Source organism: Belnapia sp. (assembly GCF_059504005.1).
This window is the reverse complement of record NZ_JCACHU010000156.1, coordinates 17,189-40,579: the sequence shown is the minus strand read 5'-3', so window position 1 is coordinate 40,579 and position 23,391 is coordinate 17,189. Positions and strand designations below refer to the sequence as shown.

Below are 23,391 nucleotides of genomic sequence, written 5' to 3'. Positions count from 1 at the left end.
CTTGATACGCGCCGGCGCGATGGCGATCTAACGACCCGCCATGGCCGAACGCAACGTGACCTCCCTCCCCGCCTCGCTCCCGGCTTCCCCGCCGCTCACCACGCCGCTGGTCTGGGCCTGGGGCGGGGTGCTGCTGACCGCCACGACCTGGCTGGTCGGCGTCATCGCCCTGTTCCGCAGCATCGGCGGGTTCTTCGACTGATGATGGAGCGGGCCCTTGGCGCCTGGATCGGGCTGCGCACCCGCTGGCGCGGGCTGGCGCTGCCGATCTTCGCCTCGCCGCTGTTGCCGGCGGCACTGTTCTTCGCCATCGACGGGAATGAGCAGGGGGTGATCGGCTCGGCGCTCGGCTTCGGCGGCAGCCTGCTGGCGGCGCGGGCGCTGCGGCGGGGGCGCCTGGGCGACTCGCGCCGGGCCTCCTGGGTGATGGCCGCCGGGACGGGGCTGGCGGCGGGCATGGCCGGGGGTTTGGGCGTGCCCATGTCGCTGATCATGGGCGCCGGCGCGCTGTTCGGCACGCGGATGATGTACCAAGCGCTGCCGGAGACGGCCCCTCCCCCGCCGCCGGAGCCGCCGCCCCCGCCGCCGGGTCCGATCGAGGAGAGCCGGCTGCGGCTGGCGCGGATCGAGGCCGTGGCGGCGCGGCGCGCGGACCCGCGGCTCCAGGGCGTCGCGGCGGCGATGGAGGGCGTGCTCGACGATCTCACCGCCCATCCGGATCGATTGCCGCAGGCCAGGCGTTTCCTCACCGTGCACCTGGATGGGCTGGAGCGGATCGTAGAGCGGCTGGAGGCCGGGGCGGCGCCGCCCGAGGGGCTGCCGGTGCTGCTCGACGACCTGGCGAGCACGGCGCAGGAGCTGCGCGGGCGGCTGACGCGGGAGGAGAGCGCGGCGCTCGACATCCAGGTCAAGGTGCTCTCCGACCGGCTGCGTGAGGAAGGATTTCGATGAGCGAGACCGAGCAGAAGACCGTTGAGCTGGAGCCGGTGCTGCCGCCGCGCGAGGCGGAGGTGGCGCGCCTGGCGCAGCAGCTGGATGTCGCCGACCCGGCCAGCATCCTCCGCTTCGGCCAGGAGGCGCAGAACCGGGCGACCATCGCGGCGGATGCGATGCTGGAAGGCGCGCGCAACCGGGAGGCGGGCGAGGCCGGGGTCACGCTCTCCACCCTGATCGGCACGCTGCGCGGCTTCGACATGCGCGGCCTCGGCGAGAAGACCGGCTGGCTGGCGCGGCTCTTCGGCCGGGCCAAGGCAGAGACGGCGCGCGTGCTGCAGCGCTACGAGACCATCAAGGGGCAGGTGGAGGCGGTCGGCGACAAGCTCGACACCCACCGCACCCGGCTGCTCGAGGATGTGGAGAAGCTGGAGCGGCTCTACTCGGCGACGCTCGAGTGGTTCCATGCGCTGGGCGACCACATCGCCGCCGGCGAGAGCGTGCTGGGGCGCGTCGAGCGCGAGGCGATCCCGGCCATGGCGAAGGCCGTGGAGGGTGGCGACTCCACCGCGGCGCAGAAGCTGCGCGACCTGCGGACCGCGCGGGACGAGCTGGAGCGGCGCGTCCATGACCTGCGGCTGACGCGGCAGGTGGCGATGCAGGCGCTGCCATCGATCCGGCTGATCCAGGAGAACGACAAGGCGCTCGCCTCCAAGATCCAGAGCGTCATCGCCAATACCGTGCCGCTCTGGCGGCAGCAGCTGGCCCAGGCGCTCGCCATCCAGAACATGCGCGAGGCGGGGCGGACGCTGAAGGAGGCGACCGACCTCACCAACGAGCTGCTGACCGGCAATGCGGAGCGGCTGCGCCAGGGCAACCTCGAGGCGCGGCAGCAGATCGAGCGCGGCGTGTTCGACATCGAGGCGGTAAAGCGGGCCAATGCCTCGCTGGTGGCGACGATCGAGGACAGCCTCCGCATCGCCAACGAGGCCCAGGCGCAGCGGGCGAGCGCGACCAAGGAGCTGGAGAAGGCCGAAGGCGAGATCCGTCGCGTGCTGACGGCCGCCAGGGCCTCGGGCGGGTCGGGACGGCCGGTCTAGGGCCGCCCCGCTCCGGTCCTACTGCATCATGGTGCCGTAGAAGGCTTCCCGCACCTCATTGGCCGCGGCGCCGCCATTGGTCGCGGTCTGCGTCATGACGATGGTGGCGAGGCGGTTCGACGGGTCGACGAAGAAGCCGGTGCCGTAGATGCCGCCCCAGCCATAGGTGCCGACCGGCTGGCGCGTCTTCGCCGCGGCCGGGTCGGTCACGACGCTGAAGCCGTAGCCGAAGTCGTAGCCCGGGCCGCGCAGGTTGATCGGCAGGCCGCCGGTCTGGCCGCGCGTCATCTCGGCGAGCGTCTCCGGCCTCAGGATGCGCACGCCGTCGAGCTCGCCGCCGTTCAGCAGCATGCGGGTGAAGCGGGCATAGTCGCCGAGGCTCGCCGTCGAGCCGGCGCCGCCCGAGGGATAGGCGGTGCGGCTGAAGGCGCGCTCGGGGTCGGAGACCCAGCTGCCGCGGGTCAGCGGATAGGGCACGCGCTCGCCGGAGCGGATCGGGCGGAGCCCGCCATCGGCCGGCTGCATGGCCGCCAGCATGCGAGGGCGGGACGACTCGGGGACGTGGAAGGCGAAGCTGGTCATGCGGAGGGGGCCGGCGATGCGCTCCTGGATGTAGGCGTCGAGCGGCTGGCCGCTGACGCGCTCGACGACGGCACCGAGCACGTCGGTCGCCAGGGAATAGGCCCAGACCGTGTTGGGCTGGGCCTGCAGCGGGGCGCGGGCCAGGCGGCGCATGTTCTCGCGCGTGCTGCGCGTCGGGGCGGCGAGGCCGTCATCCACCCCCTCCCGCGCATAGGTCTCGACGATGCCGGGGACGTTCAGGAAGCTGTAGGAGAAGCCCCCCATGTGGCGCAGCAGGTCGCGGATCGTCGGCTGGCGGGCGGCGACGAGCCTGCCACCGGCCTCGCGGACGCCGAGGCTGCGGAATTCCGGCAGGTGCTTCGCCAGCGGGTCGTCGAGGCGGAGCCTGCCGTCCTCGACCAGGGTCATCACCGCGACGCTGGTGATGGGCTTGGTCATCGAGGCGAGGCGGTAGAGGCTGTCCGGGTTCGCGCCGCCGGCGAAGCCCTCGTAGAGCACCTCGCCATCGGCACGGATGACCATGGCGGCGATGGCGGCGACCTTGCCGCCCTCCACCTGCTGGCGGAGCGCGCCGTCCATCACGGCCTGGCGGGAGGGCGCGGCGGCGGTCGGGGCGCGGTCCTGCCCGGCGCAGGCGAGCAGGGGCAGCAGGGCGAGCGGCCAGAGATGGCGGCGCAGCGTCATCGGCGGGTTTCCTCCGGAGTCGTTCTTCCTTGGCGCGAGCAGGCTAGACGGCGGGAGCGGCAGCCGTCCATCTGCGGCCTTGACGACAGGGCCGAGTTTGCGACCTAGGAACGAGACCAGGGAGGTTTCGCCATGCTCAACCGTCGCGCCGTGCTCGGCACCGGCCTCGTCCTCGCAGCGCCCGCCATCGCCCAGCCGGCCTGGCCGAGCGGGCCGGTCCGTCTCGTCGCCCCCTTCCCGCCGGGCGGGAGCGTCGACGCGATCTCGCGGCTGCTGCAGCCGCACCTCTCGGCGGCGCTCGGCGTGCCGGTGGTCGTCGAGAACAAGAGCGGCGCCTCCGGCTCGGTCGGCACGCGGGACGTGGCGCGCTCGGCGCCCGACGGGAACAGCTGGGTGCTGGTCTTCGACACCCATGCGGTGAACCCGGCGCTCATCCCGAACACGGGCTTCGACACGCAGAAGGACCTGGCGCCGGTGCTGCTGATCGGCACCGCGCCCATGGTCATCACCGCCGTCAACAGCCGCCCTTGGCAGGACTTCCGGGCGGTCGTCGCGGCGGCGAAGGCGAAGCCGGAGACGATCACCTACGGCACCATCGGCAACGGCTCGCTCGCCCATCTGACGATGAAGCTGGTGGAGAAGGCGGCGGGGATCAGCCTCGTCCACGTCCCCTATCGCGGCGGCGGGCCGCTCGGCGTCGCCGCCTCCGCCGGCGAGATCGACCTGCCGACGGCGACGGGGACGATCTTCGTGCCGCAGCTGGAGGCGAAGGCGATCCGGCCGCTGGCGAGCACGGGGGCGAAGCGCTCCACCGTCGCGCCGGATGCGCCGACCCTGACGGAGCTTGGGGTGGGGGTGACGGCGGAGGCTTTCTGGGGCGTGCTCGGGCCCGTCGGTACGCCGGCGCCGATCCGCGCGCGCTTCGAGGTGGCCTTGCGCGAGGCGCTGAAGGTGCCGGCGGTGCAGGAGCGGCTGACGGGCACGCTCGGCATCGATCTCGACCCGAAGGGGCCGGCCGAGTTCGCCGCCTTCCTCGACCGCGCGATCGAGACCTGGGGACGCGTGGTGCGCGAGAACAGCATCAGGCCCGATTGATGCGGCGGCGCGCGCTCCTCGCCGGGCTGGCGGCGCCGGCCCTGGCCCGGGCGGCGGGCTGGCCGGAGGGGCCGATCCGCATCATCGCCCCCTTCCCGCCCGGCGGCAGCGTCGACACCATCGCGCGGCTGCTGGCGCCGGCGCTGCAGGCGGCGCTCGGCGTGCCGGTCGTGGTCGAGAACCGCTCCGGCGCGGCGGGCGCGCTCGGCACCGCGGCGGCGGCGCGGGCGGCGCCGGATGGCAATAGCTGGGTCCTGGTCTTCGACAGCCATGCGACGGTGAATGCGCTGAACCCCTCGGCCGGCTTCGATGCGCGGCGGGACTTCGCGCCGGTGATGCTGATCGCCACGGCGCCGATGCTGCTTACGACGCCGGACGGCCGGCCTTGGCGCTCGGTCGCCGAGGTCGTGGCGGCGGCGAAGGCAAGGCCGGAGGCGATCAGCTACGGCACGGTCGGTGCGGGAAGCCTCGCCCATCTCTCGATGGAGGTGCTGCAGCAGCGGGGCGGCTTCCGGCTGACGCATGTGCCCTATCGCGGCGGCGGGCCGCTGGCGACGGCGGCGGTGGCGGGCGAGGTGGACCTTGTCATCGCCTCGCGGGTCGGGCTCGGCGGGCAGGTGGGGACCAGGCTGCGGGCGCTGGCGCAGACGGGGGCGCATCGCGCCCCTGCCCTGCCGGACCTGCCGACCTTGGCGGAGTCGGGCTTCCCCGGCTTCGAGGCGGAGGCCTTCTGGGGGATGCTCGCGTCGGCCGGGGTGCCGGAGCCGGTGCTGGTGCGCTTCCGGGCGGCGCTCGCCGCGGCGCTGGCCGAGCCGGCGACGCGGCAGCGGCTGGTGGAGGGGCAGGGGGTGGATGTCGTGGCCTCCACACCGGCGGAGTTCGGCGCCTTCCTCGACCGGCAGATCGCGCAATGGGGCGCGATCGTGCGGGAGCGGGGAATCCGGGCCGACTAGCCCTTGTGCAGCCGCGGCGAGGCCTGGCCGGAGGTGGGGGCCGGCGCGTCATCGACCGTGGCAGGCCCGAAGCGGCCCATGCCGGCATCGCCGCCGGCGCCGATGCCGGGCTGGTGGGTGCCGGCGGTGAGCTGGCCGGCCCCGGGCAAGGCGGTGGCGGTGCCCTCGTCCTGCGGCAGGCGGCCATCCGGCGTCAGCGCATCGACCAGGCGCGGCAGGGCCTGGCTCAGCATCTCGAGCAGGCCTGGGCGCTCGAGCCCGGCCTCGCGGGCGATGGCGTCGGTCTCCTGCTCGCCCAGGGCGCGCTCGAGCTCGGGCGGCGAGACCGGGCGGTTCGCGCCGGTGCCGATCCAAGAGGCGACCTGCTCGCCGAGGCCGCCGCCGCGCAGGCGCCCGACCAGCGCCTCGAGGCCGGAGGCGCCGGCCTGGCCGCCCATCAGCCGGTTCAGGATGGCATCCAGCGGCGTGCCCTTCAGGTCGTTCAGGGCGGCGCTGCCGAAGCGGCTCAGGAATTCGCTCATGGACCTCTCCTTTGCGGGAGCAACGCCGCGGGCGCGGCGCCGTTGCCGGGGCCCGCTTGACCGCGGCCGCGCAGCGCGGTCCCATCGCTCATCGAATGGGAGAGAACGCGATGCGCGCCTGGGCCGTGGTCGAGACGGGGCAACCCCTGCAGGAGATCGAGCTGCCGACGCCGGAGCCGAAGGGCGCCGAGGTGCTGCTCGAGGTGACGCATGCCGGCGTCTGCCATTCCGACCTGCATATCTGGGAGGGCGAGTACGACCTCGGCTCCCGCGGCAAGATGCGGCTGACCGATCGCGGCGTGAAGCTGCCGCTTGCCATGGGGCACGAGATCGTCGGGCGCGTCGTCAAGCTCGGGCCGGAGGCGGAGGGCCAGGGCAGCAAGGTCGGCGACATCCGCGTCGTCTATCCCTGGGTCGGCTGCGGCAAATGCGCCATCTGCCAGCGCGACGAGGAGAACATGTGCCCGACCGGGCGCAGCCTCGGCGTCTACCAGAACGGCGGCTATGCGACGCATGTGCTGGCGACGCATGTGAAGCACCTGGTCGATATCGAGGGGCTCGATCCCTCGCTCGCCGCGACCTATGCCTGCTCCGGCGTCACCGTCTACTCGGCGGTCAACAAGCTGCTGCCGCTCGAGCCGGACGAGCCGGTGGTGCTGGTCGGCGCGGGCGGGCTCGGGCTGAACGCCATCGCCATCCTGAAGGCGATGGGGCACCGGCGCATCTGCGTGGTCGATGTCGCCGAGGACAAGCTGGCGGCCGCCAAGCAGCAGGGGGCGACGGATACGGTGCTCGCCGCGGGCGAGGACACGGCGCAGCGCATCGTCGAGACCTGCGGCGGGCCGGTCGCCGGCGTGGTCGACCTGGTGAACGGCACGCAGACCGCGCGCTTCGCCTTCGAGGCGCTGCGCAAGGGCGGCAAGCTGGTGCAGGTCGGCCTCTTCGGCGGCGAGATGACGCTGCCGCTGCCGCTGATGCCGATCCGCGCGCTGACCGTCCAGGGCAGCTATGTGGGCAATGTGAAGGAGCTGCGGGCGCTGGTGGACATCGCCAAGCAGGGCAAGATCCCCGCCATCCCGATCGAGAACCAGCCCCAGCGCAATGCCGATGCGGTGCTGCAGCGGCTGCGCGCGGGAAAGATCACCGGGCGGGTGGTGCTGGTCGCCGGATAGCTGCTCAGCCCTCCTCCGGGATGTCCCAGCGCTCGCCCCATCGGTCGAGGAAGGTGATGTCTCGGAGCGGGCCGCGGCCGACCGGGCCGAAGCGGCCCATCGGGTAGCCGATGGGCAGGATGGCATAGGAGTGGACGCCGGGCGGCAGGCCGAGGGCCGCCTCGGCCTCGCGCTCGTAGAGTAGGTGGCGCGTGGTCAGCGTGGCGCCGAGGCCGAGCGCGCGCGCCGCGAGCAGCATGTTCTGCACGGCGGGGTAGATCGAGGCGCCGGACCAGCGGGTCGGCTTTTCCTCGGCGAGGCAGGCGACGATCCAGACAGGCGCCTCGTGGAAATGCTCGGTCAGGTACTCGACGGCGGCGTGCTGGCGGGCATAGCGCTCCGCCGTCGTGCCGGGCGGCGGGGCGCTGCCGGCATAGCGGGGGCCGATCACCTCGTCATAGGCGCGCTTGTACCAGCGCTGCACCGCCTGCTTGATCGCAGGGTCCTTCACCACGAGGAAGCGCCAGCGCTGGGTGTTGCCGCCATTGGCCGCCGAGGCGCCGGCGCGGAGGATGCGGGCGATCAGCGCATCCGGCACCGGGTCCGGCTTCAGCCGGCGCATGGCGCGGGTGGTGTGCAGGATCTCGAAGACGTCGGTCATGGCAGGCTCCTCCCCCGCGGGGGAGCCTGTCATGGGCGGATCAGAGCGGCCAGGGGGCGCCGGTGACGGGCTCGCCTGGCGGGTCGGGGACGGCGGGGATGGCGGCGATGGCCTCCGCATGCTCGCCGGGGCGGCCGCGATGTTCGGTCGGCGACTGGCCCGGCGGGTAGGCGCCGACGACCAGGAGGTCCGCGCTGGCGCCGAGGTTGCGGTGGCCGGTGCCGGCGGGAAGCACCACCACGTCGCCCGCCTCGAGGTCAAGGACCTGGCCCCAGTCCCCGCCGAGCAGCACCCTCACCCGGCCGCAGGCGATGGCGAGCGCCTCATGCGCATCCGGGTGGTAGTGGTGATAGCGGTAGATGCCGTTGCGCCAGGCGGGCGGCCAGCCATGGCGGGCGAAGAGCGCCTCGGCCGCTGCCGGATCGCCGGGCGGGACGGCGCCGCGGAAGAGCAGCGCGGGCAGGCGCGGGTTGTTGGGGATGGTGCCGTCATCGGCGAAGACCAGCAATTCCGGGGTCATGGCGGGGCCTCCTGGCGGATGACGCCCGGCGCCAGGCAGCGTTCCCGGCCCCGGGGTGGTTGGCGCGGCGGGCCTTCCTCGGTATCACCGCGGCATGACCGATATGCCGGAAGGCCATGCCATGACCGAGACCCTGCCAGACCGCCTGGCGACCGACCCGCGCAGCCCCTTCCACAATCCGGAGCTGCTCTCCCGCGGCATCGGCATCCGCTTCAACGGGGCGGAGAAGACCAATGTGGAGGAGTATTGCGTCAGTGAGGGCTGGGTGCGTGTCGCGGTCGGCAAGACGCTCGACCGCAAGGGCAACCCGATGACGATCCGGCTGAAGGGGACCGTCGAGCCCTACTTCAAGGAAGAAGCCTGACGGCGGGGGCCGGCCGGCCCCCTTCCCTCCGGTCAGAGCTTCACCTTCAGCCAGTTGCCGATCTCGCCGACGATGCCACGGCGGAAGGCGAGCACGCAGATGACGAAGATCACGCCCTGGATCACCGTCACCCAGGCGCCGAGCTCGGCCAGGTAGTTCTGCATCGTCACGATCACCGCGGCCCCCACCACCGGCCCGAAGACGGTGCCGAGGCCGCCCACCAGCGTCATCAGCACCACCTCGCCCGACATGGACCAGTGGACGTCGGTGAGGGTAGCGATGCCGAAGACGATCGACTTGGTGGCGCCCGCCACGCCGGCGAGGCCGGCGGAGAGGATGAAGGCGAGCAGCTTGTAGTCGTCGGTCCGGTAGCCGAGCGAGGTGGCGCGCGGCTCGTTCTCGCGGATCGACTTCAGCACCATGCCGTAGGGCGAATGGATGATGCGGTGGATCATCAGGAAGCCGAGCAGGAAGATGCCGGCGACGACCCAGTAGAGCGTCATGTCGATGTCGAGCGGGATCGCGCCGAAGAGCTTGCCGCGCGGGATGGCCTGGATCCCGTCCTCGCCCCCGGTGAAGGGCAGCTGGACGCAGAGGAAGTAGACCATCTGCGCCAGCGCCAGCGTGATCATGGCGAAGTAGATGCCCTGCCGCCGGATCGCCACCCAGCCGGCGATGGCGCCGAGCACCGCCGCCGTGGCGCCGCCGATGATGATGGCGAGCTCCGGCGTCACCCCCCAGACCTTCGCCGCATGGCCCGCCAGGTAGCCGCCCATGCCGAAATAGGCGGCATGGCCGAAGGAAAGCAGCCCGACATAGCCGATCAGCAGGTTGAAGGCGCAGGCGAAGAGGGCGAAGCAGAGCAGCTTCATCAGGAAGACGGGGTAGAGCAGGAAGGGCCCGACCGCGAGCACGGCGAGCATCACCCCGAGCGCCCCGAGTTGCGCCCGCGAGAAGCCCCAGATGCCGTGGTCCTCGGCCGCGGGGGCAGGGATGTCGCGGGCGGTGATGGCGGTGGTGTCGGCCATGTCAGGCCCTCCCGAAGAGGCCAGCGGGACGTGCCAGCAGCACGATCGCCATGATGACGAAGATGACGGTCGCCGAGGCCTCCGGATAGAAGACCTTGGTCAGCCCCTCGACGATGCCGAGGCCGAAGCCGGTGATGATGGAGCCGAGGATGGAGCCCATGCCCCCGATCACCACCACGGCGAAGACCACGATGATGAGGTTGGTTCCCATCTGCGGGTTCACGGAATAGATCGGCGCCGCCAGCACCCCGCCTATGGCGGCGAGCGCCACCCCGAAGCCGTAGGTCAGTGTCACCATGCGCGGGACGTTGACGCCGAAGGCCTGCACCAGCGGCGCATTCTCGGTCGCCGCCCGGAGATAGGCGCCCAGCCGCGTCTTCTCGATCAGCAGCCAGGTGGCGAGGCAGAGGATGAGGGCCGCGATCACCACCCAGCCGCGATAGATGGGCAGGAACATGAAGCCGAGGTCCCAGGCGCCCTGCAGCTCGTCCGGGATGCGGTAGGGCAGGCCGGAGGAGCCGAACTCGTTGCGGAACACGCCTTCGATGATGAGGCCGAGGCCGAAGGTGAGCAACAGGCCATAGAGGTGGTCCAGCTTGTAGAGCCGGCTGATCATCAGCCGCTCAAGCACCACGCCGGTGAAGCCGACGATGATGGGCACCAGCAGCAGCGCCCACCAGTAATTCAGACCGACCCATTCCAGCAGCATCCAGGCGGCGAAGGCCCCCATCATGAACTGCGCGCCGTGGGTGAAATTGATGATGTTGAGCAGGCCGAAGATCACCGCCAGCCCCAGCGACAGCATCGCATAGAAGGCGCCGTTGATGAGGCCGAGCAGCAGCTGCCCGAAGAGCAGCGGTGCGGGGATGCCGAAGATGTCGTCCATGCGGCGTGGAGGTCCTTAGCTTCGGATGAAGGGGCAGCCGCCCTCGGCGAGCGGCCGGGCGGCCTCCTCGGCCGGGGTGGTGGCGACGAGTTTATGCACGTCGAACGGGCCGCGGCTCTCGGCCGGCGACTTCACCTGGAAAAGATAGCCGGGGGTCAGCTTGCGCCCATCCTCGCGGATGCGGCCCGGGCCGAAGGCGTCGTCATCGGTTGGCATCGCTTTCATGCGGTTGACGACATCGAGGCCGGAGGCGCGGGCGCGCTCCAGGCCGAGATCCTTCACCGCCTTCAGGTAGTGCAGCGTGACGCCGTAGCAGCCGGCGCAGGAAGCATGGACCACGCCGCCCTGCCGCTTGCCCTTCACCCGCTCGGCGAAGGCGCGGGTGCGATCGTTCAGGTCCCAGTAGAAGCTCTCGGTCATCAGCAGCCCCTGCGCCTCGGGCAGGCCGAGGGCGATGCTGTCGACCACCGTCATCAGCAGGCAGGCGAGCCTGGTGTTGCCCCGCATCAGCCCGAATTCGCGGGCCTGCTTGATGCAGTTGATGAGGTCCGCACCGGCATTGGCCAGGCCGATGACCTTGGCGCGGGAGCTTTGCGCCTGAAGCAGGAAGGAGGAGAAATCCGTCGTCGCCGGGAAGGGATAGCGCGCGGCGCCCAGCACCTTGCCGCCGGCCGCCTCGACGAAGCGGGTGGTATCCGCCTGGAGGGCATGGCCGAAGGCATAGTCGGCGGTGATGAAGAACCAGCTATCGGCGCCCTGCTTCACCAGCGCATCGCCCGTGCCCTTGGCGAGCATGTAGGTGTCGTAGGTGAACTGGATGCTGTTCGGGCTGCATTGCGCGCCCGTGAAGACGGTGGAGCCGACGCCGGAGCCGAGCACCACCTTGTTCTTCTCCCGCGCGATGCCGGAGACGGCGAGCGCTACGGCGCTGTTGGGAAGGTCGATGATCGCCTCGACACCCTCGCGGTCGAACCATTGCCGGGCGATGTTGGCGCCGACATCGGGCTTGTTCTGGTGGTCGCCGACGATGACCTCGACGGCGATGCCGGTCGCCGCCGAGAACTCCTCCGCCGCTTGGCGGGCGCCGGCGAAGCTGCCGGGGCCCGTCAGGTCGCGATAGGGCCCGGACATGTCGGTGAGGACACCGAGGCGAAGCGGGGCGCCCTGCGCCCTCGCCCGCCCGGCCAGGGCGAGGCCGCTGCCGGCCAGCAGGAGGTGGCGGCGAGGCAGCGGCATCGCCGTCAGCTCCGGACCAGGGCGCAGCCGCCCTCGTTCAGCGGGCGGAAGGCCTCTTCCGCCGGGGTGGACTGGAGCAGCTTGTAGTAGTCCCAAGGCGCCTTGCTCTCGGCCGGGGACTTCACCTCGAAGAGGTAGGAGGGGCAGAGCTTGCGGCCGTCCGCGCGGATGGTGCCCGGGCCGAAGGCGTCGTCGTCGCAGGGCATCGCCTTCATGCGGTTGACGACATCGATGCCGGAGGCCTTGGAGGCGGCGACGCCCATATCCGCCACCGCCTTCAGGTAGTGCAGCGTGCAGGAGTAGTTGGCGATGGAGGCCATGTTCGGCTTCACATCCTTCAGCCGCGGGCGCAGCCGCTCCGAGACCGCGCGGGTGCGGTCGTTGAGGTCCCAGTAGAAGCTCTCGGTCAGCACCAGGCCCTGGGCGGTGCGCAGGCCGATGGCGTGCACGTCGGGGAGGAACATCAGCAGCGCCGCCAGCTTCACCCCGCCGCGCGTGATGCCGAACTCGGCCGCCTGCTTGATGCTGTTGATGGTGTCCGCCCCGGCATTGGCGAAGCCGATAACCTTGGCACGCGAGGCCTGGGCCTGCAGCAGGAAGGAGGAAAAGTCCGAGGTCGCCGGGAAGGGGTACTTGACGCTGCCGTTCACCTTGCCGCCCGCGGCCCTGATGAAGGTGGACGTGTCCCGCTCCAGCGCATGGCCGAAGGCGTAGTCGGCGGTGATGAAAAACCAGCTGTCGCCGCCCGCCTTCACCATGGCGCCGCCCGTCGACTTCGCCAGCATGTAGGTGTCGTACATCCAGTGCACCGTGGTCGGGCTGCACTGGGCGCCGGTCAGGTCGGAGGTCGCCGAGCCGGTGTTGATATAGGCCTTGTTCTTCTCGCGGGCGACGTTGTTCACCGCGAGGCCGACCGAGGAGGTCGGCACGTCGATGATGAGGTCGACGCCTTGGTCGTACCACTGGCGCGCGATATTGGCGCCGACATCGGGCTTGTTTTGGTGGTCGGCGGAGATGACCTCGATGGCAAAGCCCTTGTCGCCGAATTCCTGCACCGCCTGCTTGGTGCATTCGATGCCATAGGGCCCGCTGATGTCGCGGTAGGGGCCGGACTGGTCATTCAGCACGCCGATGCGGATGGTGTTGGCGGCCTGCGCCCGGCCGAGGCGCGGCAGGGCGGGCATCAGCGTGGCGCCGACCGAGGCGGTCAGCAGGCTGCGGCGGGTCGGGGTCATCTTTTTGGTTTTTCCTCTCAGCTACGGACCAGGGAGCAGCCGCCTTCGTTCAGCGGGCGGAAGGCCTCCCCGGCCGGGGTGGTTTGCAGGACCTTGTAGTAGTCCCAGGGGCGCTTCGATTCTGCCGGGGACTTCACCTCCAGCAGGTAGGAGGGGCAAAGCTTCCGCCCGTCGGCGCGGATGCTGCCGGCCCCGAAGGCGTCGTCCTCCGTCGGCATCGCCTTCATGCGGTTGACGACCTCGGTGCCCGAGCCCTTGGCCGCGGCAACGCCCATGGCCTGCACGGCGCGCAGGTAATGCAGCGTCGCCGAGTAGCAGCCGGCATGGATCTGGTTGGGGTAGAGGTTCGGCATCTTCGGCAGCACGCGCTGGGTGAATGCGCGGGTGCGGTCGTTGAGGTCCCAATAGAAGCTCTCGGTGCAGACCAGCCCCTGCCCCGTCTCGAGGCCGATGGAATGCACGTCGGTGATGAACATCAGCATCGCGGCGAGCTTGGTGCCGCGCTTGGTGATGCCGAACTCCGCCGCCTGCTTCACGCAGTTGATGGTGTCCGACCCGGCATTGGCGAAGCCGATGACCTTGGCCCGCGAGCTCTGCGCCTGGACCAGGAAGGAGGAGAAGTCCGTCGTCGCCGGGAAGGGCGTGCGCACAGCACCGAGCACGCGGCCGCCCGAGGCGCGGACGAAATTGCTGGTATCCCGCTCCAGCGCATGGCCGAAGGCATAGTCGGCGGTGATGAAGAACCAGGTGTCGCCGCCCGCCTTCACCATGGCGCCGCCGGTCGACTTCGACAGCATGTAGGTGTCGTAGGACCAGTGGACCATGGTCGGCGCGCATTGCGCCCCGGTCAGGTCGGAGGTCGCCGAGCCGACATTGATGTTCACCCGGTTCTTCTCGCGGGCGACGTTGTTGACCGCGAGCCCGACCGAGCTGGTAGGCACGTCGAGGATCATGTCGACACCCTGGTCGTACCATTGCCGCGCCAGGTTCACGCCGACATCGGGCTTGTTCTGGTGGTCGGCGAAGATCAGCTCGACATTGAAGCCCTGCTGGCCGAATTCCGCGATCGCCTGCTGCGCGCAGGCGACGGAGCCGGGGCCGGTATTGTCCTTGTAGGTGCCGGACATGTCGTTCAGCACGCCGATGCGAATGATGTTCGCCGCCTGGGCGCGCGTGAGCCGCGGCAGCGCGGTCGCCGCCGCGGCTGCGGCGCCGGTGGCGAGCAGGCCTCTCCTCGTCGTCGTCATGTCCGTCTCCCTGTCTCGGGCGGGGCCGGGCGGTGCATGGCCGCCCGGTCTCCCGCCATCGTCCCGTCTAGCTCCGCACGAGCGAGCAGCCGCCTTCGGTGAGCGGGCGGAAGGCCTCGTCGGCTGGGGTGGTCTGCAGCAGCTTGTAGTAGTCCCAGGCGCCCTTGCTCTCGGCCGGCGACTTCACCTCGAAGAGATAGGCGGGGCAGAGCTTGCGGCCGTCCTCGCGGATGCGGCCCGGGCCGAAGCAGTCGTCATCGGTCGGCATCGCCTTCATCCGAGCGACCGTCGCGGCGCCGTCCTGACGCGCCTGGGCGGCGCCCATATCGGCCACCGTCTTCAGGTAGTGCAGTGCGGCGCTGTAGCAGCCGGCATGCGACATCGCGGGCATAGCGCCGGCGAGCTGCGGCTTGACCCGGTCGGTGAAGGCGCGGGTGCGGTCGTTGAGGTCCCAGTAGAAGGTCTCGGTCAGCACCAGGCCCTGCGCCGCCTGCAGCCCGAGCGCATGCACGTCGTTCAGGAACATCAGCAGCACGGCGATCTTGGTGCCGCGCCGGGTGATGCCGAACTCGGCCGCCTGCTTCACCGTGTTGACGGTGTCGGCGCCGGCATTGGCCAGGCCGATCACCTTGGCGCGGGAGGACTGCGCCTGGACGAGGAAGGAGGAGAAGTCGGTATTGCCGAGCGGCGCGCGCACGCCGCCGACGATGCGCCCGCCGGCCGCCTTGACGAAATTGGTCGTGTCCCGCTCCAGCGCATGGCCGAAGGCATAGTCGGCGGTGATGAAGAACCAACTGTCGCCGCCCGCCTTCACCATGGCGCCGCCGGTCGACTTCGCCAGCATGTAGGTATCGTAGGTCCAGTGGACGGTGTTCGGCGAGCACTGCGACCCGGTGAGGTCCGCCGTCGCCGAGGTGGAGTTCAGGTAGACCTTGTTCTTCTCCCGCACCACGCCGGCGACGGCGAGGCCGACCGCGCTGTTGGGGACGTCGACGATAACGTCGACGCCGTCGCGGTCCATCCACTGGCGGGCGATGTTGCTGCCGACATCGGGCTTGTTCTGGTGGTCGCCGACGATGACCTCCACGTTGAAGCCGTGGCTGCCGAAATCCTGGATCGCTTGGCGGACGCAGGCGACCGAGGTCGGGCCGGAGATGTCGCGGTAGACGCCGGACTGGTCGTTGAGCACGCCGATCTTCAAGGTCGGCGAGCCTTGCGCGCGGGCGCCCCGAGGGGAAGCGAGGGCGAAGGGGGCGGCAGCGGCGCCGGTCAGCAGGCTGCGGCGGTCAAGCGACATAACCATGAGGCTCCTGGAAGCGGGATCAGACACCGAGATATTCGTGCAGGCGCTCGAGCGAGGCGTTCAGCTCCTCGTTCCGCACCATGTCGACGACGCGGCCGTGCTCCATGACGTAGTGGCGGTCGGCGACGGTCTGGGCAAAGCGGAAATTCTGCTCGACCAGCAGCACGGTGAAGCCGCGCGACTTGATCTCGCGGATCATGGCGCCGATCTGCTGGACGATGACGGGGGCGAGGCCCTCGGTCGGCTCGTCGAGCAGCAGCAGGTTGGCGCCGGTGCGCAGGATGCGGGCGATCGCCAGCATCTGCTGCTCGCCGCCCGAGAGCTTGGTGCCCTGGCTGCGCGCTCGCTCCTTAAGGTTCGGGAAGAGCTTGTAGATGGTGTCGAGGTCGAGCCCGCCAGGCTTCACCACGGGCGGCAGCATCAGGTTCTCGGTGACGTCGAGGCTGGCGAAGATGCCGCGCTCCTCCGGGCAGTAGCCGATGCCGGCCCGGCCGATGATGTCGGAGCGGAGGTTGACCGTCTCCCGTCCCTCGAAGCGGATGCTGCCCGAGCGCCGGCCGGTGAGACCCATGATGGAGCGCAGCGTCGTCGTCTTGCCGGCGCCGTTGCGGCCGAGCAGGGTGATGACCTCGCCTGGCTGCACGTCGATGTCGACGCCGTGCAGGATGTGGCTCTCGCCGTACCAAGCCTCGAGATTGCGGATCTCGAGCAGCGGGGCGCCGGCGGTGCCGGGGCGGGCGCGGTCCAGCGTCTCAGCCATGGGCCATCGCTCCCTCCGGGGTGGCTTCGGTGCCGAGATAGGCGGCGATGACGTCGGGGTTGCGCGAGACCTCGCCGTAGTCGCCCTCGGCGAGGACGCTGCCGCGGGCGAGCACGGTGATGCAGTCGCAGAGCCCGGAGACGACCTTCAGGTTGTGCTCGACCAGCAGCACGGTGCGGCCGGCGGAGACGCGCTTCACCAGCGCCACGATGCGGTCGACATCCTCGTGCGTCATGCCGGCGGTCGGCTCGTCGAGCAGCATCATGGACGGGTCCATCGCCAGCGTCGTGGCGATCTCGAGCGCGCGCTTCCGGCCATAGGGCAGCTCGCCGGCAGCGATCCGCGCGAAGCCGGTGAGCCCAACATCCTCGAGCAGCGCCATGGCGCGGTCGTCGAACTGCCGCAGCAGGCCCTCGGAGCGCCAGAAGTCGAAGCTGCCGCCGCGCTGCCGCTGCAGGGCGACGCGCACATTCTCCAACACCGAGAGATGCGGGAAGACGGCCGAGATCTGGAAGCTGCGCACCAGTCCGAGGCGGGCGACCTCGGCCGGCTTCATGCCGGTGATGTCGCGCCCGTCGTAGCGGATGGTGCCGCGGGTCGGCTGGAGGAACTTGGTCAGCAGGTTGAAGCAGGTGGTCTTGCCGGCGCCGTTCGGGCCGATCAGCCCATGGATGCTGCCGCGCCGGACCTTCAGGGAGACGCCGTTGACGGCGACGAACCCCCGGAATTCCTTCGTCAGCCCCTCGGTTTCCAGGATGGAATCTGTCACCCGGATCGTTCTCCCCGTTGCGTCCCTTGCGGCGCCGTCGTTGCGGCTAGGTATGGCCGCGCGGCGCCCCTTATGCAAGGGAGCCCGCGGCTTCCAGGCCGTTTCTATTGCGTTATCAGCCCCTGAGGCGCAGCGCCAGCGGCGGGTCGTCGGTGGCGATGGCATCCATGCCGAGGGCGAAGGCCCTCTGGATGGTCCGCTCGTCATTGGTGCCCCAGGCGCTGACCCCGAGGCCGGCGGCGCGCAGCGCGGCCACCGAGGCCTCGTCCCAATCGGCGACGGTGAGGCCGAGCTCCCCGGCATGGCAGGCGCGGGAGAGCGCGACCGCACCCTCCGGCCCCATGCCGTGCCAGGAGCGGCTGCCCATCAGCAGGACGAGGCGATGGAAGCCGCCGGCGGCCGCCGCGGCCGCGACGGTCATCGGCTCGAAGCTCATCAGCACGGTGCGGGCGCGCATCCCGGCGGCATCGAGCAGGACGAGGCAGGCCGGGACGATGCCGGGATAAGGCCGGCCCTCGCCATCCGCCTTGATCTCGAGGCGAAGGATGCGCCCCGCCTCCCGCACCAGGGCCACGGTCTCGGCGAGGCTCGGTACCCCTTCCCCGCCCGTGCCCTTGAGGCGGAGGCGGCGCAGCTCCGCCATGGTGCGGGCGCGGACCGGACCTTTGCCGTCGGTGGTGCGGTCGAGCGTCGCGTCATGCATGACGGCGACCTCGCCATCGGCCGTGAGGTGGACGTCGATCTCGAGCTGCTCGGCCGGCAGGGCGAGCGCCTGTCGGAAGGCGAGCAGGCTGTTCTCCGGCCAGAGGATCGCCCCGCCGCGGTGGCTGGCGATCTCGGTTCCTATGCGTCCAGCAGCCATACCGAGAAGAGTCCCTCCGCATCCGTCCAGTGCCGGCTTATGCGCCAGCCGGCGGCGGCGGCCAAGCCGGCGAGGCGCTCCGGGCGGTATTTGTGGCTGCTCTCGGTATGGATGGTCTCGCCCTCGGCGAAGCGGATGGTGCGGCCTGCGAGGCGCACGGACTGCGCCCGCCCGGAGACGAGATGCATCTCGACCCGCTCCAGCGCCGCGTTCCAGACGGCGCGGTGGCGGAAGGCGGCGACGTCGAAATCGGCGCCTGCCTCGCGGTTCAGGCGGTGCAGCAGGTTGAGGTCGAAGGCGGCGGTGACGCCGGCAGCGTCGTCATAGGCGGCTTCCAGCACCGCCGGCGCCTTCACCAGATCGGCGCCGAGCAGCAGCCGTGCGCCTGCCCCGAGCGTCGCGCGGGCGCGGCGGAGGAAGGCGACGGCGCCCTCCGGCTCGAAATTGCCAATGGTGGAGCCGGGGAAGAAGCCGAGCCGCGGCGCCGCGCCGAGCCGCCCCGGCAGGGCGAAAGGCATGGTGAAATCGGCGACGACCGGCAGCACCGAAAGGCCGGAACAGGCGAGGGCGACGCGGCTCGCAGCGCCTTCCAGCCATTCGGGGGCGATGTCGACCGGCACATAGGCCGCGGGGCGGTCGAGCCCGGCGAGCAGCAGCGCCGCCTTGGCGCCGTCGCCCGGGCCGAACTCGACGACGGCGCGGCCGGGCCCGACGGCCGCGGCGATGGAGGCGGCCTGCTCGGCGAGGATCCGCATCTCCGTCCGGGTCGGGTAGTATTCCGGCAGGCGGGTGATGGCCTCGAAGAGGCGGCAGCCCTCGGCGTCGTAGAGCCACTTGCAGGGCAGCGTCTTCCGCGCGGCGGAGAGGCCGGCCAGCGCATCGGCGACGAGGGAGGCCCGCTGCCCGGAGGCAGCGTCCATCGCGGCGCTCACGCCGCATCCTCGGCGAGGCGGAGCCCGGTGAACTGCCAGCGTGCCTCTGGAGAGAAGAAATTGCGGTAGCCGGGGCGGGCATGGCCGGGCGGCGTGGCGAGCGAGCCGCCGCGCAGCACCATCTGACCGATCATGAACTTGCCGTTGTACTCGCCGACGGCACCCTCCCAGGGCCGGAAACCGGGATAGGGGCGATAGGCGCTGCCGGTCCATTGCCAAGCGGCATCGCGCGCCTGGAGGAAGCCGGGGAGGTCCTGCGCCGCCTCCCATTCCGCCTCGGTCGGCAGCCGGCGGCCGGCCCAGCGGGCGAAGGCCTCCGCCTCGTACCAGGAGATGTGGCGGACCGGGGCGGCGGGATCGAGCGGGCGGAGGCCGGCAAGCCTGAACTGGCCCCACTCGCCCTCGTGCCGGTGCCAATGGAGCGGGGCCTGCCATTCCTCGGCCTGGGCGCGGGTCCAGCCCTCGCTCATCCAGAGCGTCGCGCTGCGGTAGCCGCCATCGGCCATGAAATCGAGCCAGTCGCCGTTGGTCACCAGCCGGTCGGCGATGCGGTAGGGCTCCAGCCAGGCCTTGTGGCGCGGCATCTCGTTGTCGAAGGCGAAGCCGGGGCCGACGCTGCCGATGTGCTGCAGGCCCTCCGGCCCGGCGAGCATGCAAGCCGCGCCCGGGGCGGCTGCGGGCTCCTGCCAGTCCGGATCATAGGCAGGGAGCAGGGGGTTTTGCGCCAGGGCATGCAGGATGTCGGTCAGCAGCAGCTCCTGGTGCTGCTGCTCGTGCTGCAGGCCGAGCTCGACCAGCGGCAGGGCCCCCGCCGGCGGGTCGTCCAGCAGCCGGGCCATGCCAGCGTCGACATGCGCGCGATAGGCGCCGACCTCCGCGGCGGAGGGCCGCGTCAGCATGCCGCGTTTCGGCCGGGCATGACGCGGGCCGGCGGCCTCGTAATAGGAGTTGAACAGGAAGGCGAATTCCTCGCGGAAGCGGCGGTAGCCCGGCAGGTGCGGCAGCAGCAGGAAGGTCTCGAAGAACCAGGTGACATGCGCCCGGTGCCACTTGGCCGGGCTGGCATCCGGCATCGACTGGATGACCTGATCCTCGGGCGAGAGCGGCGCGGCGAGGCGCTCGGTATGGTCGCGGATGCGGGCATAGCGGCCGGCCAGGGCGGAGACGCTGGTGTCGAGGAGGGTCATCAGCGTTCCTGGTTCCTTGTCGCGCGCGACGCCTCCGGAACGGCCGAGAGCCGCACCGGTTTCGCGGAGATAGGGGCGGGTTCGCGCCTGCCCCGTCGAAGGTTACCAGAACCCTAACCGGCCGGCGTGACGTCTTGTCAAGCCGCCTCCCCCCAGGCGTGGCGCAGCGCGGCGGCCAGGCCGCGGCTGAAGCGCGCCGCGTCGGTGAGCGGCGAGGCGGCGACCCGCTCGCGCATCCCGGCGCGCAGGGCGGCGAGTGCCGGCACGTCCTGCGCCCGGGCGATGGCCTGTGCGACATAGGCGTCGACATCGCCCGCCACCCAGTCGCCGAGGCCGACATTGCTCAGATGGCTGAGCGCATGCCGGGCGCAGAAACTATCCCCCGCCATGGCGAGGACGGGGACGCCCATCCACAGCGCCTCGCACACCGTCAGCCCGCCCGTATAGGGGAAGGGATCGAGCGCGATGTCGATCCCGCCATAGGCGGCCATGAGCTCGCGGTGCGGCACGCCGCCCTCCAGCGCCACGCGCTGCATCGGCAGCCCGGCGGCGGCGAGGCGGGCGGCGGTGCGTGCACGCGTCGCCGGCTCGCCGAGGCCATGGGTGCGGAGCACCAGCCGCGCCTCCGGCAAGGCGGCCAGGATGCGCGACCAAGCGGCGAGGACGGGCGCCGTCACCTTGGCGAGGTTGTTAGTGCCAACGACGAATGTGGAAGCTCTGGACGCTTGTCCCACTTTTTCGTCTACGCATCGGGACCCCTGAGGCATCACTGCGCTGTCGATCGTCGAGGCGATCGTCCCGCGTCGCCTTTGGTCAGCGATTATCCCCAATGAACCCGGATGGTCCGCCGCACCATCGGGCGCGAACATCCGACATGGACGATGTAATGGTTGGCCTGATTGATCCGGGTCAGGAGCCTGACATCGGGAAGCTTCTCGGTTGCACATTCCAACAATCGAAGGCGCCAGGATCAAGGGCCACATCGGTGACGCAGGGGGCTGGCTTTCGATCGTAGCTGGACTCCCGACAATTTCGCGGTAGCGCACGGGAGTATCCTAGCAGGTGGGGCTCGACCTGATCGTCGAGCCCGGTATTTACCCGCCGTCCCATCCAGCCGCCTCGCCATCATGCCGATGGTGTCAAGTATCGCCCCCAGCATGGCCCCAAGAACCAGCCCCGGCGCCTGACCGACGTGGACCAACCCTGATCGCCGACCATCCGGGCAGGATCGTCGAACCGCCGTCTCCGTAGAGGAGGTCGGCATCATCACCAACGAAAGCCGCCCATCCCCCCGCGCCTCACCGACATCGGATGGTTGCCTAGCGCCTACGGGTGGGGTCCCATCCCACGGCCGGGGAGGTCTAGAGTGTGGCAGTCCGGAGAGGTTTTACGAACGGACTCCTTGACTTATTCTCACAGACCCGTGAAACCATCGCTTCCCGACCGGTACGCGGTCCGTCTCCGCAGCGACAAGGTTTCAGTGTGGGCGTCGCTGAGGACTTCCAGAATTTCCGGTCGGCATACCTGATCCCGCTCGAAACTGGTGCGTCGATATCTTACCGCTACAAGCGCATCACCCGCCGCTTGAACCGCGATTTTTGGGGCGGCGATTCGGATACCGCGAACAGCCTGTATGTTGGCTCGTATGGGCGCGATACCGATGCACGTGGGCTCAGCGACCTCGATATTGCGTTCCGCCTACCATCCGCACTGTACGCGCGGTACGATGGCTACACTGGAAACGGCCAGTCAGCCCTGCTTCAAGCAGTGAAGTCATCCATCCAGAACACCTATACCACGTCGGAGTCCTACGGCGATGGTCAGGTTGTGGTCATCACTTTTGACGACGGGATCAGGTTCGAAGTCCTGCCCGTTTTCGACAACGTGGCGGGGACTTGGACACATCCTAACGCAAACGACGGAGGGTCCTGGCGCGAGACAAACCCCCGCGCCGAGATTGCAGCCGTGGCGGAGCGCAACTCAGCCACGAACGGGAATCTCAAGGCGATTTGCCGGATGGCCCGGGTATGGCGTGAGTACTGCGGCGTGCCCATCAGCGGCATGCTGATCGACACACTCGCATACCAGTTCATCGCCGGATGGGCGTACCGCGACAAGTCATTCCTGTACCACAACTACTTGGTGCGAGACTTCATGGCATTCCTCGCGGCGCAGAGCCAAATGCAGCAGTGGTGGCGTGCCCCGGGCAGCGGGTCGGCGGTATGGTCGAAGGGCATTTTCCAGCACAAGGCCCGAAGTGCATACCTGCGCTCAGTCGAGGCGATAGAGGCGGAAGGCAAGGGGCAACGCTGGACCGCGCGTCAGAAGTGGAAGGAAATCTTTGGCTCACTGTTCCCCAATGCTTGATGCGCAGCGAAAGGCGTTGATAGCCCACCTCCGCGAGTGCTTCGGCCGTGTCGTCTACACCCACAAGACCCACGAGAAGATGGCAGACGGGTGCAGCACGAAGCAGCGGCGTCTCAAGTGGGCACAGATCGCCATTGCGGCGGCCACCGCGAGCGGCGCTTCCCTTTCGGTGTTCCTCGATGGTGGGGCTGTCAAAGCAATCACGGCAGTGGCGGCGATCGCATCACTGGTGCTGAACGGCTATGCGAAAGACATTGACCCTGGTGCATCCGCGCAGAAGCATCGGGAAGCCGCTGCCGACATATGGAACCTGCGCGAATCCTACCTCAACCTTCTGACCGATGCCGCCGCTCCGGAGATTCCACTGGAAGTGCTCCGGTCGCGGCGCGACCAGCTTCAAGCCAGCCTACACGCCGTGTACAGACGCGCCCCACACACCGATGATGTGGCCTACGCGAAGGCGCAGCGGTCGCTAAAGGTGAATGAGGATATGACGTTCTCCGATGAGGAGATTGACCATTTTCTCCCCTCGCCGCTCAGGCAGAGGAGCGGCCCTTCGGGTGACGCGTGAGTGGATCAGGCCGCAGGGCGCGACCGGTCGCATGCATCACTCAATGTCAGCGATCGCTTGCGCGGCATCGTGGGACAGGAAGGTGCACTTCTCGTACAACGGCCCGTGCTCAAGCAGCGAGAACACCGGCCGCTTGATCTCCCGCAGCACCTTCTCGCGGCGCTCCTCGGGCGCGGCGATGTGCGACCTGACTTGGGCTCAGACTGGGCGGCCAGCAGGACCGAGGCCGGTCGCCTATTTGAGGCTGAGCCGGGCCAAATAGATGTAATTGAATGTAGCGGGCGTGTCGCAAGCAGCCAACGCGCAGAAGAAGCGAGATAGAACTCTGTCAGCCGCGCAGAGGTTGTTTTTAAGTCGAACAAGCAAGTCGCCCGGAACAACTTGCCGTTCTCATCGTTCGTGCCGCGTTCATCGCGGCGGGAGCGTGGAGCGTCATGTCGAGCG

At 69.9% G+C, this 23,391-nt stretch carries 25 protein-coding genes and 1 pseudogene; 9 read left to right on the top strand and 17 right to left on the bottom strand.

The genetic code is table 11. The annotated features are described in order from the left end of the window. Positions 1 to 40 precede the first annotated feature (40 nt). From AC5JJ1_RS22925 to AC5JJ1_RS22915, 3 genes are read left to right on the top strand one after another with little or no spacing between them, the layout of a single operon-like run. Positions 41 to 202 carry a hypothetical protein gene (locus AC5JJ1_RS22925; RefSeq protein WP_495787429.1) on the top strand — a complete coding sequence of 54 codons (162 nt, stop codon included), beginning with the start codon at positions 41 to 43 and terminating at the stop codon, positions 200 to 202. Further along, on the top strand, positions 202 to 951 hold the full coding sequence (locus tag AC5JJ1_RS22920) for a hypothetical protein (RefSeq protein ID WP_495787428.1): 750 nt from the start codon (positions 202 to 204) through the stop codon (positions 949 to 951). The genes AC5JJ1_RS22925 and AC5JJ1_RS22920 overlap by 1 nt, the downstream gene beginning before the upstream one ends. Then, positions 948 to 2,033 carry a toxic anion resistance protein gene (locus AC5JJ1_RS22915; protein ID WP_495787427.1) on the top strand — a complete coding sequence of 362 codons (1,086 nt, stop codon included), beginning with the start codon at positions 948 to 950 and terminating at the stop codon, positions 2,031 to 2,033. The genes AC5JJ1_RS22920 and AC5JJ1_RS22915 overlap by 4 nt, the downstream gene beginning before the upstream one ends. 18 nt (positions 2,034 to 2,051) lie before the next feature. Here AC5JJ1_RS22915 and AC5JJ1_RS22910 read toward each other — a convergent pair whose 3' ends face one another. Further along, positions 2,052 to 3,299, bottom strand: a complete 1,248-nt coding sequence (locus AC5JJ1_RS22910; protein ID WP_495787426.1) for a serine hydrolase domain-containing protein — start codon at positions 3,297 to 3,299, stop codon at positions 2,052 to 2,054. Between the two features lie 132 nt (positions 3,300 to 3,431). On the opposite strand from AC5JJ1_RS22910, the gene AC5JJ1_RS22905 reads away from it, so the two are divergent. Together AC5JJ1_RS22905 and AC5JJ1_RS22900 are read left to right on the top strand one after the other, a co-directional pair. Continuing rightward, entirely contained in the window at positions 3,432 to 4,394 is a 963-nt protein-coding gene (locus tag AC5JJ1_RS22905; RefSeq protein ID WP_495787425.1) for a Bug family tripartite tricarboxylate transporter substrate binding protein, read from the top strand. Beyond that, positions 4,394 to 5,347 carry a tripartite tricarboxylate transporter substrate-binding protein gene (locus AC5JJ1_RS22900; protein WP_495787424.1) on the top strand — a complete coding sequence of 318 codons (954 nt, stop codon included), beginning with the start codon at positions 4,394 to 4,396 and terminating at the stop codon, positions 5,345 to 5,347. The genes AC5JJ1_RS22905 and AC5JJ1_RS22900 overlap by 1 nt, the downstream gene beginning before the upstream one ends. Here AC5JJ1_RS22900 and AC5JJ1_RS22895 read toward each other — a convergent pair. After that, positions 5,344 to 5,868, bottom strand: coding sequence for a YidB family protein (locus AC5JJ1_RS22895; RefSeq protein WP_495787423.1), 525 nt, complete (start codon positions 5,866 to 5,868; stop codon positions 5,344 to 5,346). The two genes, AC5JJ1_RS22900 and AC5JJ1_RS22895, sit on opposite strands and share 4 nt — an antisense overlap. 110 nt (positions 5,869 to 5,978) lie before the next feature. Between AC5JJ1_RS22895 and AC5JJ1_RS22890 the strand changes: the two genes are divergently transcribed. Continuing rightward, entirely contained in the window at positions 5,979 to 7,040 is a 1,062-nt protein-coding gene (locus AC5JJ1_RS22890) for an alcohol dehydrogenase (RefSeq protein ID WP_495787422.1), read from the top strand. A gap of 4 nt (positions 7,041 to 7,044) precedes the next feature. Here the strand turns inward: AC5JJ1_RS22890 and AC5JJ1_RS22885 are convergent, their stop codons facing one another. Together AC5JJ1_RS22885 and AC5JJ1_RS22880 are read right to left on the bottom strand one after the other, a co-directional pair. Beyond that, the gene (locus tag AC5JJ1_RS22885; protein WP_495787421.1) at positions 7,045 to 7,680 is read right to left on the bottom strand and encodes a nitroreductase family protein; all 636 of its coding nucleotides are present in this window, start codon (positions 7,678 to 7,680) and stop codon (positions 7,045 to 7,047) included. 40 nt (positions 7,681 to 7,720) lie between these two features. After that, positions 7,721 to 8,200, bottom strand: coding sequence for a cupin domain-containing protein (locus AC5JJ1_RS22880; RefSeq protein ID WP_495787420.1), 480 nt, complete (start codon positions 8,198 to 8,200; stop codon positions 7,721 to 7,723). A 121-nt stretch (positions 8,201 to 8,321) separates the two neighbouring features. Between AC5JJ1_RS22880 and AC5JJ1_RS22875 the strand changes: the two genes are divergently transcribed. Beyond that, positions 8,322 to 8,564, top strand: coding sequence for a DUF3297 family protein (locus tag AC5JJ1_RS22875; RefSeq protein ID WP_495787465.1), 243 nt, complete (start codon positions 8,322 to 8,324; stop codon positions 8,562 to 8,564). A gap of 32 nt (positions 8,565 to 8,596) precedes the next feature. On the opposite strand, the gene AC5JJ1_RS22870 is transcribed toward AC5JJ1_RS22875, so the two are convergent. The 12 genes from AC5JJ1_RS22870 to AC5JJ1_RS22815 all read right to left on the bottom strand — a co-directional run bounded on the left by AC5JJ1_RS22870 (position 8,597) and on the right by AC5JJ1_RS22815 (position 20,776). Continuing rightward, positions 8,597 to 9,592, bottom strand: a complete 996-nt coding sequence (locus AC5JJ1_RS22870; protein WP_495787419.1) for a branched-chain amino acid ABC transporter permease — start codon at positions 9,590 to 9,592, stop codon at positions 8,597 to 8,599. A 1-nt stretch (position 9,593) separates the two neighbouring features. After that, complete coding sequence (locus tag AC5JJ1_RS22865) at positions 9,594 to 10,478, bottom strand: branched-chain amino acid ABC transporter permease (protein WP_495787418.1); 885 nt, start codon at positions 10,476 to 10,478, stop codon at positions 9,594 to 9,596. 15 nt (positions 10,479 to 10,493) lie between these two features. Then, positions 10,494 to 11,714: an ABC transporter substrate-binding protein gene (locus AC5JJ1_RS22860; RefSeq protein WP_495787417.1), complete on the bottom strand. Its 1,221-nt coding sequence runs from the start codon at positions 11,712 to 11,714 to the stop codon at positions 10,494 to 10,496. A gap of 5 nt (positions 11,715 to 11,719) precedes the next feature. Next, the gene (locus tag AC5JJ1_RS22855; RefSeq protein ID WP_495787416.1) at positions 11,720 to 12,949 is read right to left on the bottom strand and encodes an ABC transporter substrate-binding protein; all 1,230 of its coding nucleotides are present in this window, start codon (positions 12,947 to 12,949) and stop codon (positions 11,720 to 11,722) included. 17 nt (positions 12,950 to 12,966) lie between these two features. Beyond that, complete coding sequence (locus AC5JJ1_RS22850) at positions 12,967 to 14,196, bottom strand: ABC transporter substrate-binding protein (protein WP_495787415.1); 1,230 nt, start codon at positions 14,194 to 14,196, stop codon at positions 12,967 to 12,969. 67 nt (positions 14,197 to 14,263) lie between these two features. After that, complete coding sequence (locus AC5JJ1_RS22845; RefSeq protein ID WP_495787414.1) at positions 14,264 to 15,493, bottom strand: ABC transporter substrate-binding protein; 1,230 nt, start codon at positions 15,491 to 15,493, stop codon at positions 14,264 to 14,266. 25 nt (positions 15,494 to 15,518) lie between these two features. Further along, the gene (locus AC5JJ1_RS22840; protein WP_495787413.1) at positions 15,519 to 16,259 is read right to left on the bottom strand and encodes an ABC transporter ATP-binding protein; all 741 of its coding nucleotides are present in this window, start codon (positions 16,257 to 16,259) and stop codon (positions 15,519 to 15,521) included. Next, positions 16,252 to 17,028 carry an ABC transporter ATP-binding protein gene (locus tag AC5JJ1_RS22835; RefSeq protein ID WP_495787412.1) on the bottom strand — a complete coding sequence of 259 codons (777 nt, stop codon included), beginning with the start codon at positions 17,026 to 17,028 and terminating at the stop codon, positions 16,252 to 16,254. Before AC5JJ1_RS22835 ends, AC5JJ1_RS22840 begins: the two co-directional genes overlap by 8 nt. Before the next feature lie 115 nt (positions 17,029 to 17,143). Next, entirely contained in the window at positions 17,144 to 17,890 is a 747-nt protein-coding gene (locus AC5JJ1_RS22830; protein ID WP_495787411.1) for a glycerophosphodiester phosphodiesterase, read from the bottom strand. After that, entirely contained in the window at positions 17,872 to 18,822 is a 951-nt protein-coding gene (gene egtD / locus AC5JJ1_RS22825; protein WP_495787410.1) for an L-histidine N(alpha)-methyltransferase, read from the bottom strand. The genes AC5JJ1_RS22830 and egtD overlap by 19 nt, the downstream gene beginning before the upstream one ends. After that, the gene (gene egtB / locus AC5JJ1_RS22820; protein ID WP_495787409.1) at positions 18,819 to 20,009 is read right to left on the bottom strand and encodes an ergothioneine biosynthesis protein EgtB; all 1,191 of its coding nucleotides are present in this window, start codon (positions 20,007 to 20,009) and stop codon (positions 18,819 to 18,821) included. The genes egtD and egtB overlap by 4 nt, the downstream gene beginning before the upstream one ends. A 137-nt stretch (positions 20,010 to 20,146) precedes the next feature. Further along, entirely contained in the window at positions 20,147 to 20,776 is a 630-nt protein-coding gene (locus tag AC5JJ1_RS22815; RefSeq protein WP_495787408.1) for an O-linked N-acetylglucosamine transferase family protein, read from the bottom strand. Positions 20,777 to 21,491: 715 nt separating this feature from the next. Here AC5JJ1_RS22815 and AC5JJ1_RS22810 point away from each other — a divergent pair. Both AC5JJ1_RS22810 and AC5JJ1_RS22805 read left to right on the top strand, forming a co-directional pair. Beyond that, a complete protein-coding gene (locus tag AC5JJ1_RS22810) occupies positions 21,492 to 22,376 on the top strand; it encodes an SMODS domain-containing nucleotidyltransferase (protein ID WP_495787407.1) in 885 nt (294 codons plus the stop codon). Next, a complete protein-coding gene (locus tag AC5JJ1_RS22805; RefSeq protein WP_495787406.1) occupies positions 22,369 to 22,947 on the top strand; it encodes an SLATT domain-containing protein in 579 nt (192 codons plus the stop codon). The genes AC5JJ1_RS22810 and AC5JJ1_RS22805 overlap by 8 nt, the downstream gene beginning before the upstream one ends. A 36-nt stretch (positions 22,948 to 22,983) precedes the next feature. Here AC5JJ1_RS22805 and AC5JJ1_RS22800 read toward each other — a convergent pair. Next, positions 22,984 to 23,130: pseudogene (locus AC5JJ1_RS22800) on the bottom strand (hypothetical protein); the annotation flags it as partial. Between the last annotated feature and the right edge of the window lie 261 nt (positions 23,131 to 23,391).

Coding starts and splice junctions, on each gene's coding strand:
- AC5JJ1_RS22895 (WP_495787423.1), bottom strand. CDS start 5,868: ATGAGCGAATTCCTGAGCCGCTTCGGCAGCGCCGCCCTGAACGACCTG.
- AC5JJ1_RS22910 (WP_495787426.1), bottom strand. CDS start 3,299: ATGACGCTGCGCCGCCATCTCTGGCCGCTCGCCCTGCTGCCCCTGCTC.
- AC5JJ1_RS22815 (WP_495787408.1), bottom strand. CDS start 20,776: ATGCCTCAGGGGTCCCGATGCGTAGACGAAAAAGTGGGACAAGCGTCC.
- AC5JJ1_RS22880 (WP_495787420.1), bottom strand. CDS start 8,200: ATGACCCCGGAATTGCTGGTCTTCGCCGATGACGGCACCATCCCCAAC.
- AC5JJ1_RS22920 (WP_495787428.1), top strand. CDS start 202: ATGATGGAGCGGGCCCTTGGCGCCTGGATCGGGCTGCGCACCCGCTGG.
- AC5JJ1_RS22805 (WP_495787406.1), top strand. CDS start 22,369: ATGCTTGATGCGCAGCGAAAGGCGTTGATAGCCCACCTCCGCGAGTGC.
- AC5JJ1_RS22890 (WP_495787422.1), top strand. CDS start 5,979: ATGCGCGCCTGGGCCGTGGTCGAGACGGGGCAACCCCTGCAGGAGATC.
- AC5JJ1_RS22885 (WP_495787421.1), bottom strand. CDS start 7,680: ATGACCGACGTCTTCGAGATCCTGCACACCACCCGCGCCATGCGCCGG.
- AC5JJ1_RS22870 (WP_495787419.1), bottom strand. CDS start 9,592: ATGGCCGACACCACCGCCATCACCGCCCGCGACATCCCTGCCCCCGCG.
- AC5JJ1_RS22855 (WP_495787416.1), bottom strand. CDS start 12,949: ATGACCCCGACCCGCCGCAGCCTGCTGACCGCCTCGGTCGGCGCCACG.
- egtB (WP_495787409.1), bottom strand. CDS start 20,009: ATGACCCTCCTCGACACCAGCGTCTCCGCCCTGGCCGGCCGCTATGCC.
- AC5JJ1_RS22900 (WP_495787424.1), top strand. CDS start 4,394: ATGCGGCGGCGCGCGCTCCTCGCCGGGCTGGCGGCGCCGGCCCTGGCC.
- AC5JJ1_RS22925 (WP_495787429.1), top strand. CDS start 41: ATGGCCGAACGCAACGTGACCTCCCTCCCCGCCTCGCTCCCGGCTTCC.
- AC5JJ1_RS22905 (WP_495787425.1), top strand. CDS start 3,432: ATGCTCAACCGTCGCGCCGTGCTCGGCACCGGCCTCGTCCTCGCAGCG.
- AC5JJ1_RS22860 (WP_495787417.1), bottom strand. CDS start 11,714: ATGCCGCTGCCTCGCCGCCACCTCCTGCTGGCCGGCAGCGGCCTCGCC.
- AC5JJ1_RS22875 (WP_495787465.1), top strand. CDS start 8,322: ATGACCGAGACCCTGCCAGACCGCCTGGCGACCGACCCGCGCAGCCCC.
- AC5JJ1_RS22865 (WP_495787418.1), bottom strand. CDS start 10,478: ATGGACGACATCTTCGGCATCCCCGCACCGCTGCTCTTCGGGCAGCTG.
- AC5JJ1_RS22850 (WP_495787415.1), bottom strand. CDS start 14,196: ATGACGACGACGAGGAGAGGCCTGCTCGCCACCGGCGCCGCAGCCGCG.
- AC5JJ1_RS22845 (WP_495787414.1), bottom strand. CDS start 15,493: ATGTCGCTTGACCGCCGCAGCCTGCTGACCGGCGCCGCTGCCGCCCCC.
- AC5JJ1_RS22840 (WP_495787413.1), bottom strand. CDS start 16,259: ATGGCTGAGACGCTGGACCGCGCCCGCCCCGGCACCGCCGGCGCCCCG.
- AC5JJ1_RS22830 (WP_495787411.1), bottom strand. CDS start 17,890: ATGGCTGCTGGACGCATAGGAACCGAGATCGCCAGCCACCGCGGCGGG.
- AC5JJ1_RS22915 (WP_495787427.1), top strand. CDS start 948: ATGAGCGAGACCGAGCAGAAGACCGTTGAGCTGGAGCCGGTGCTGCCG.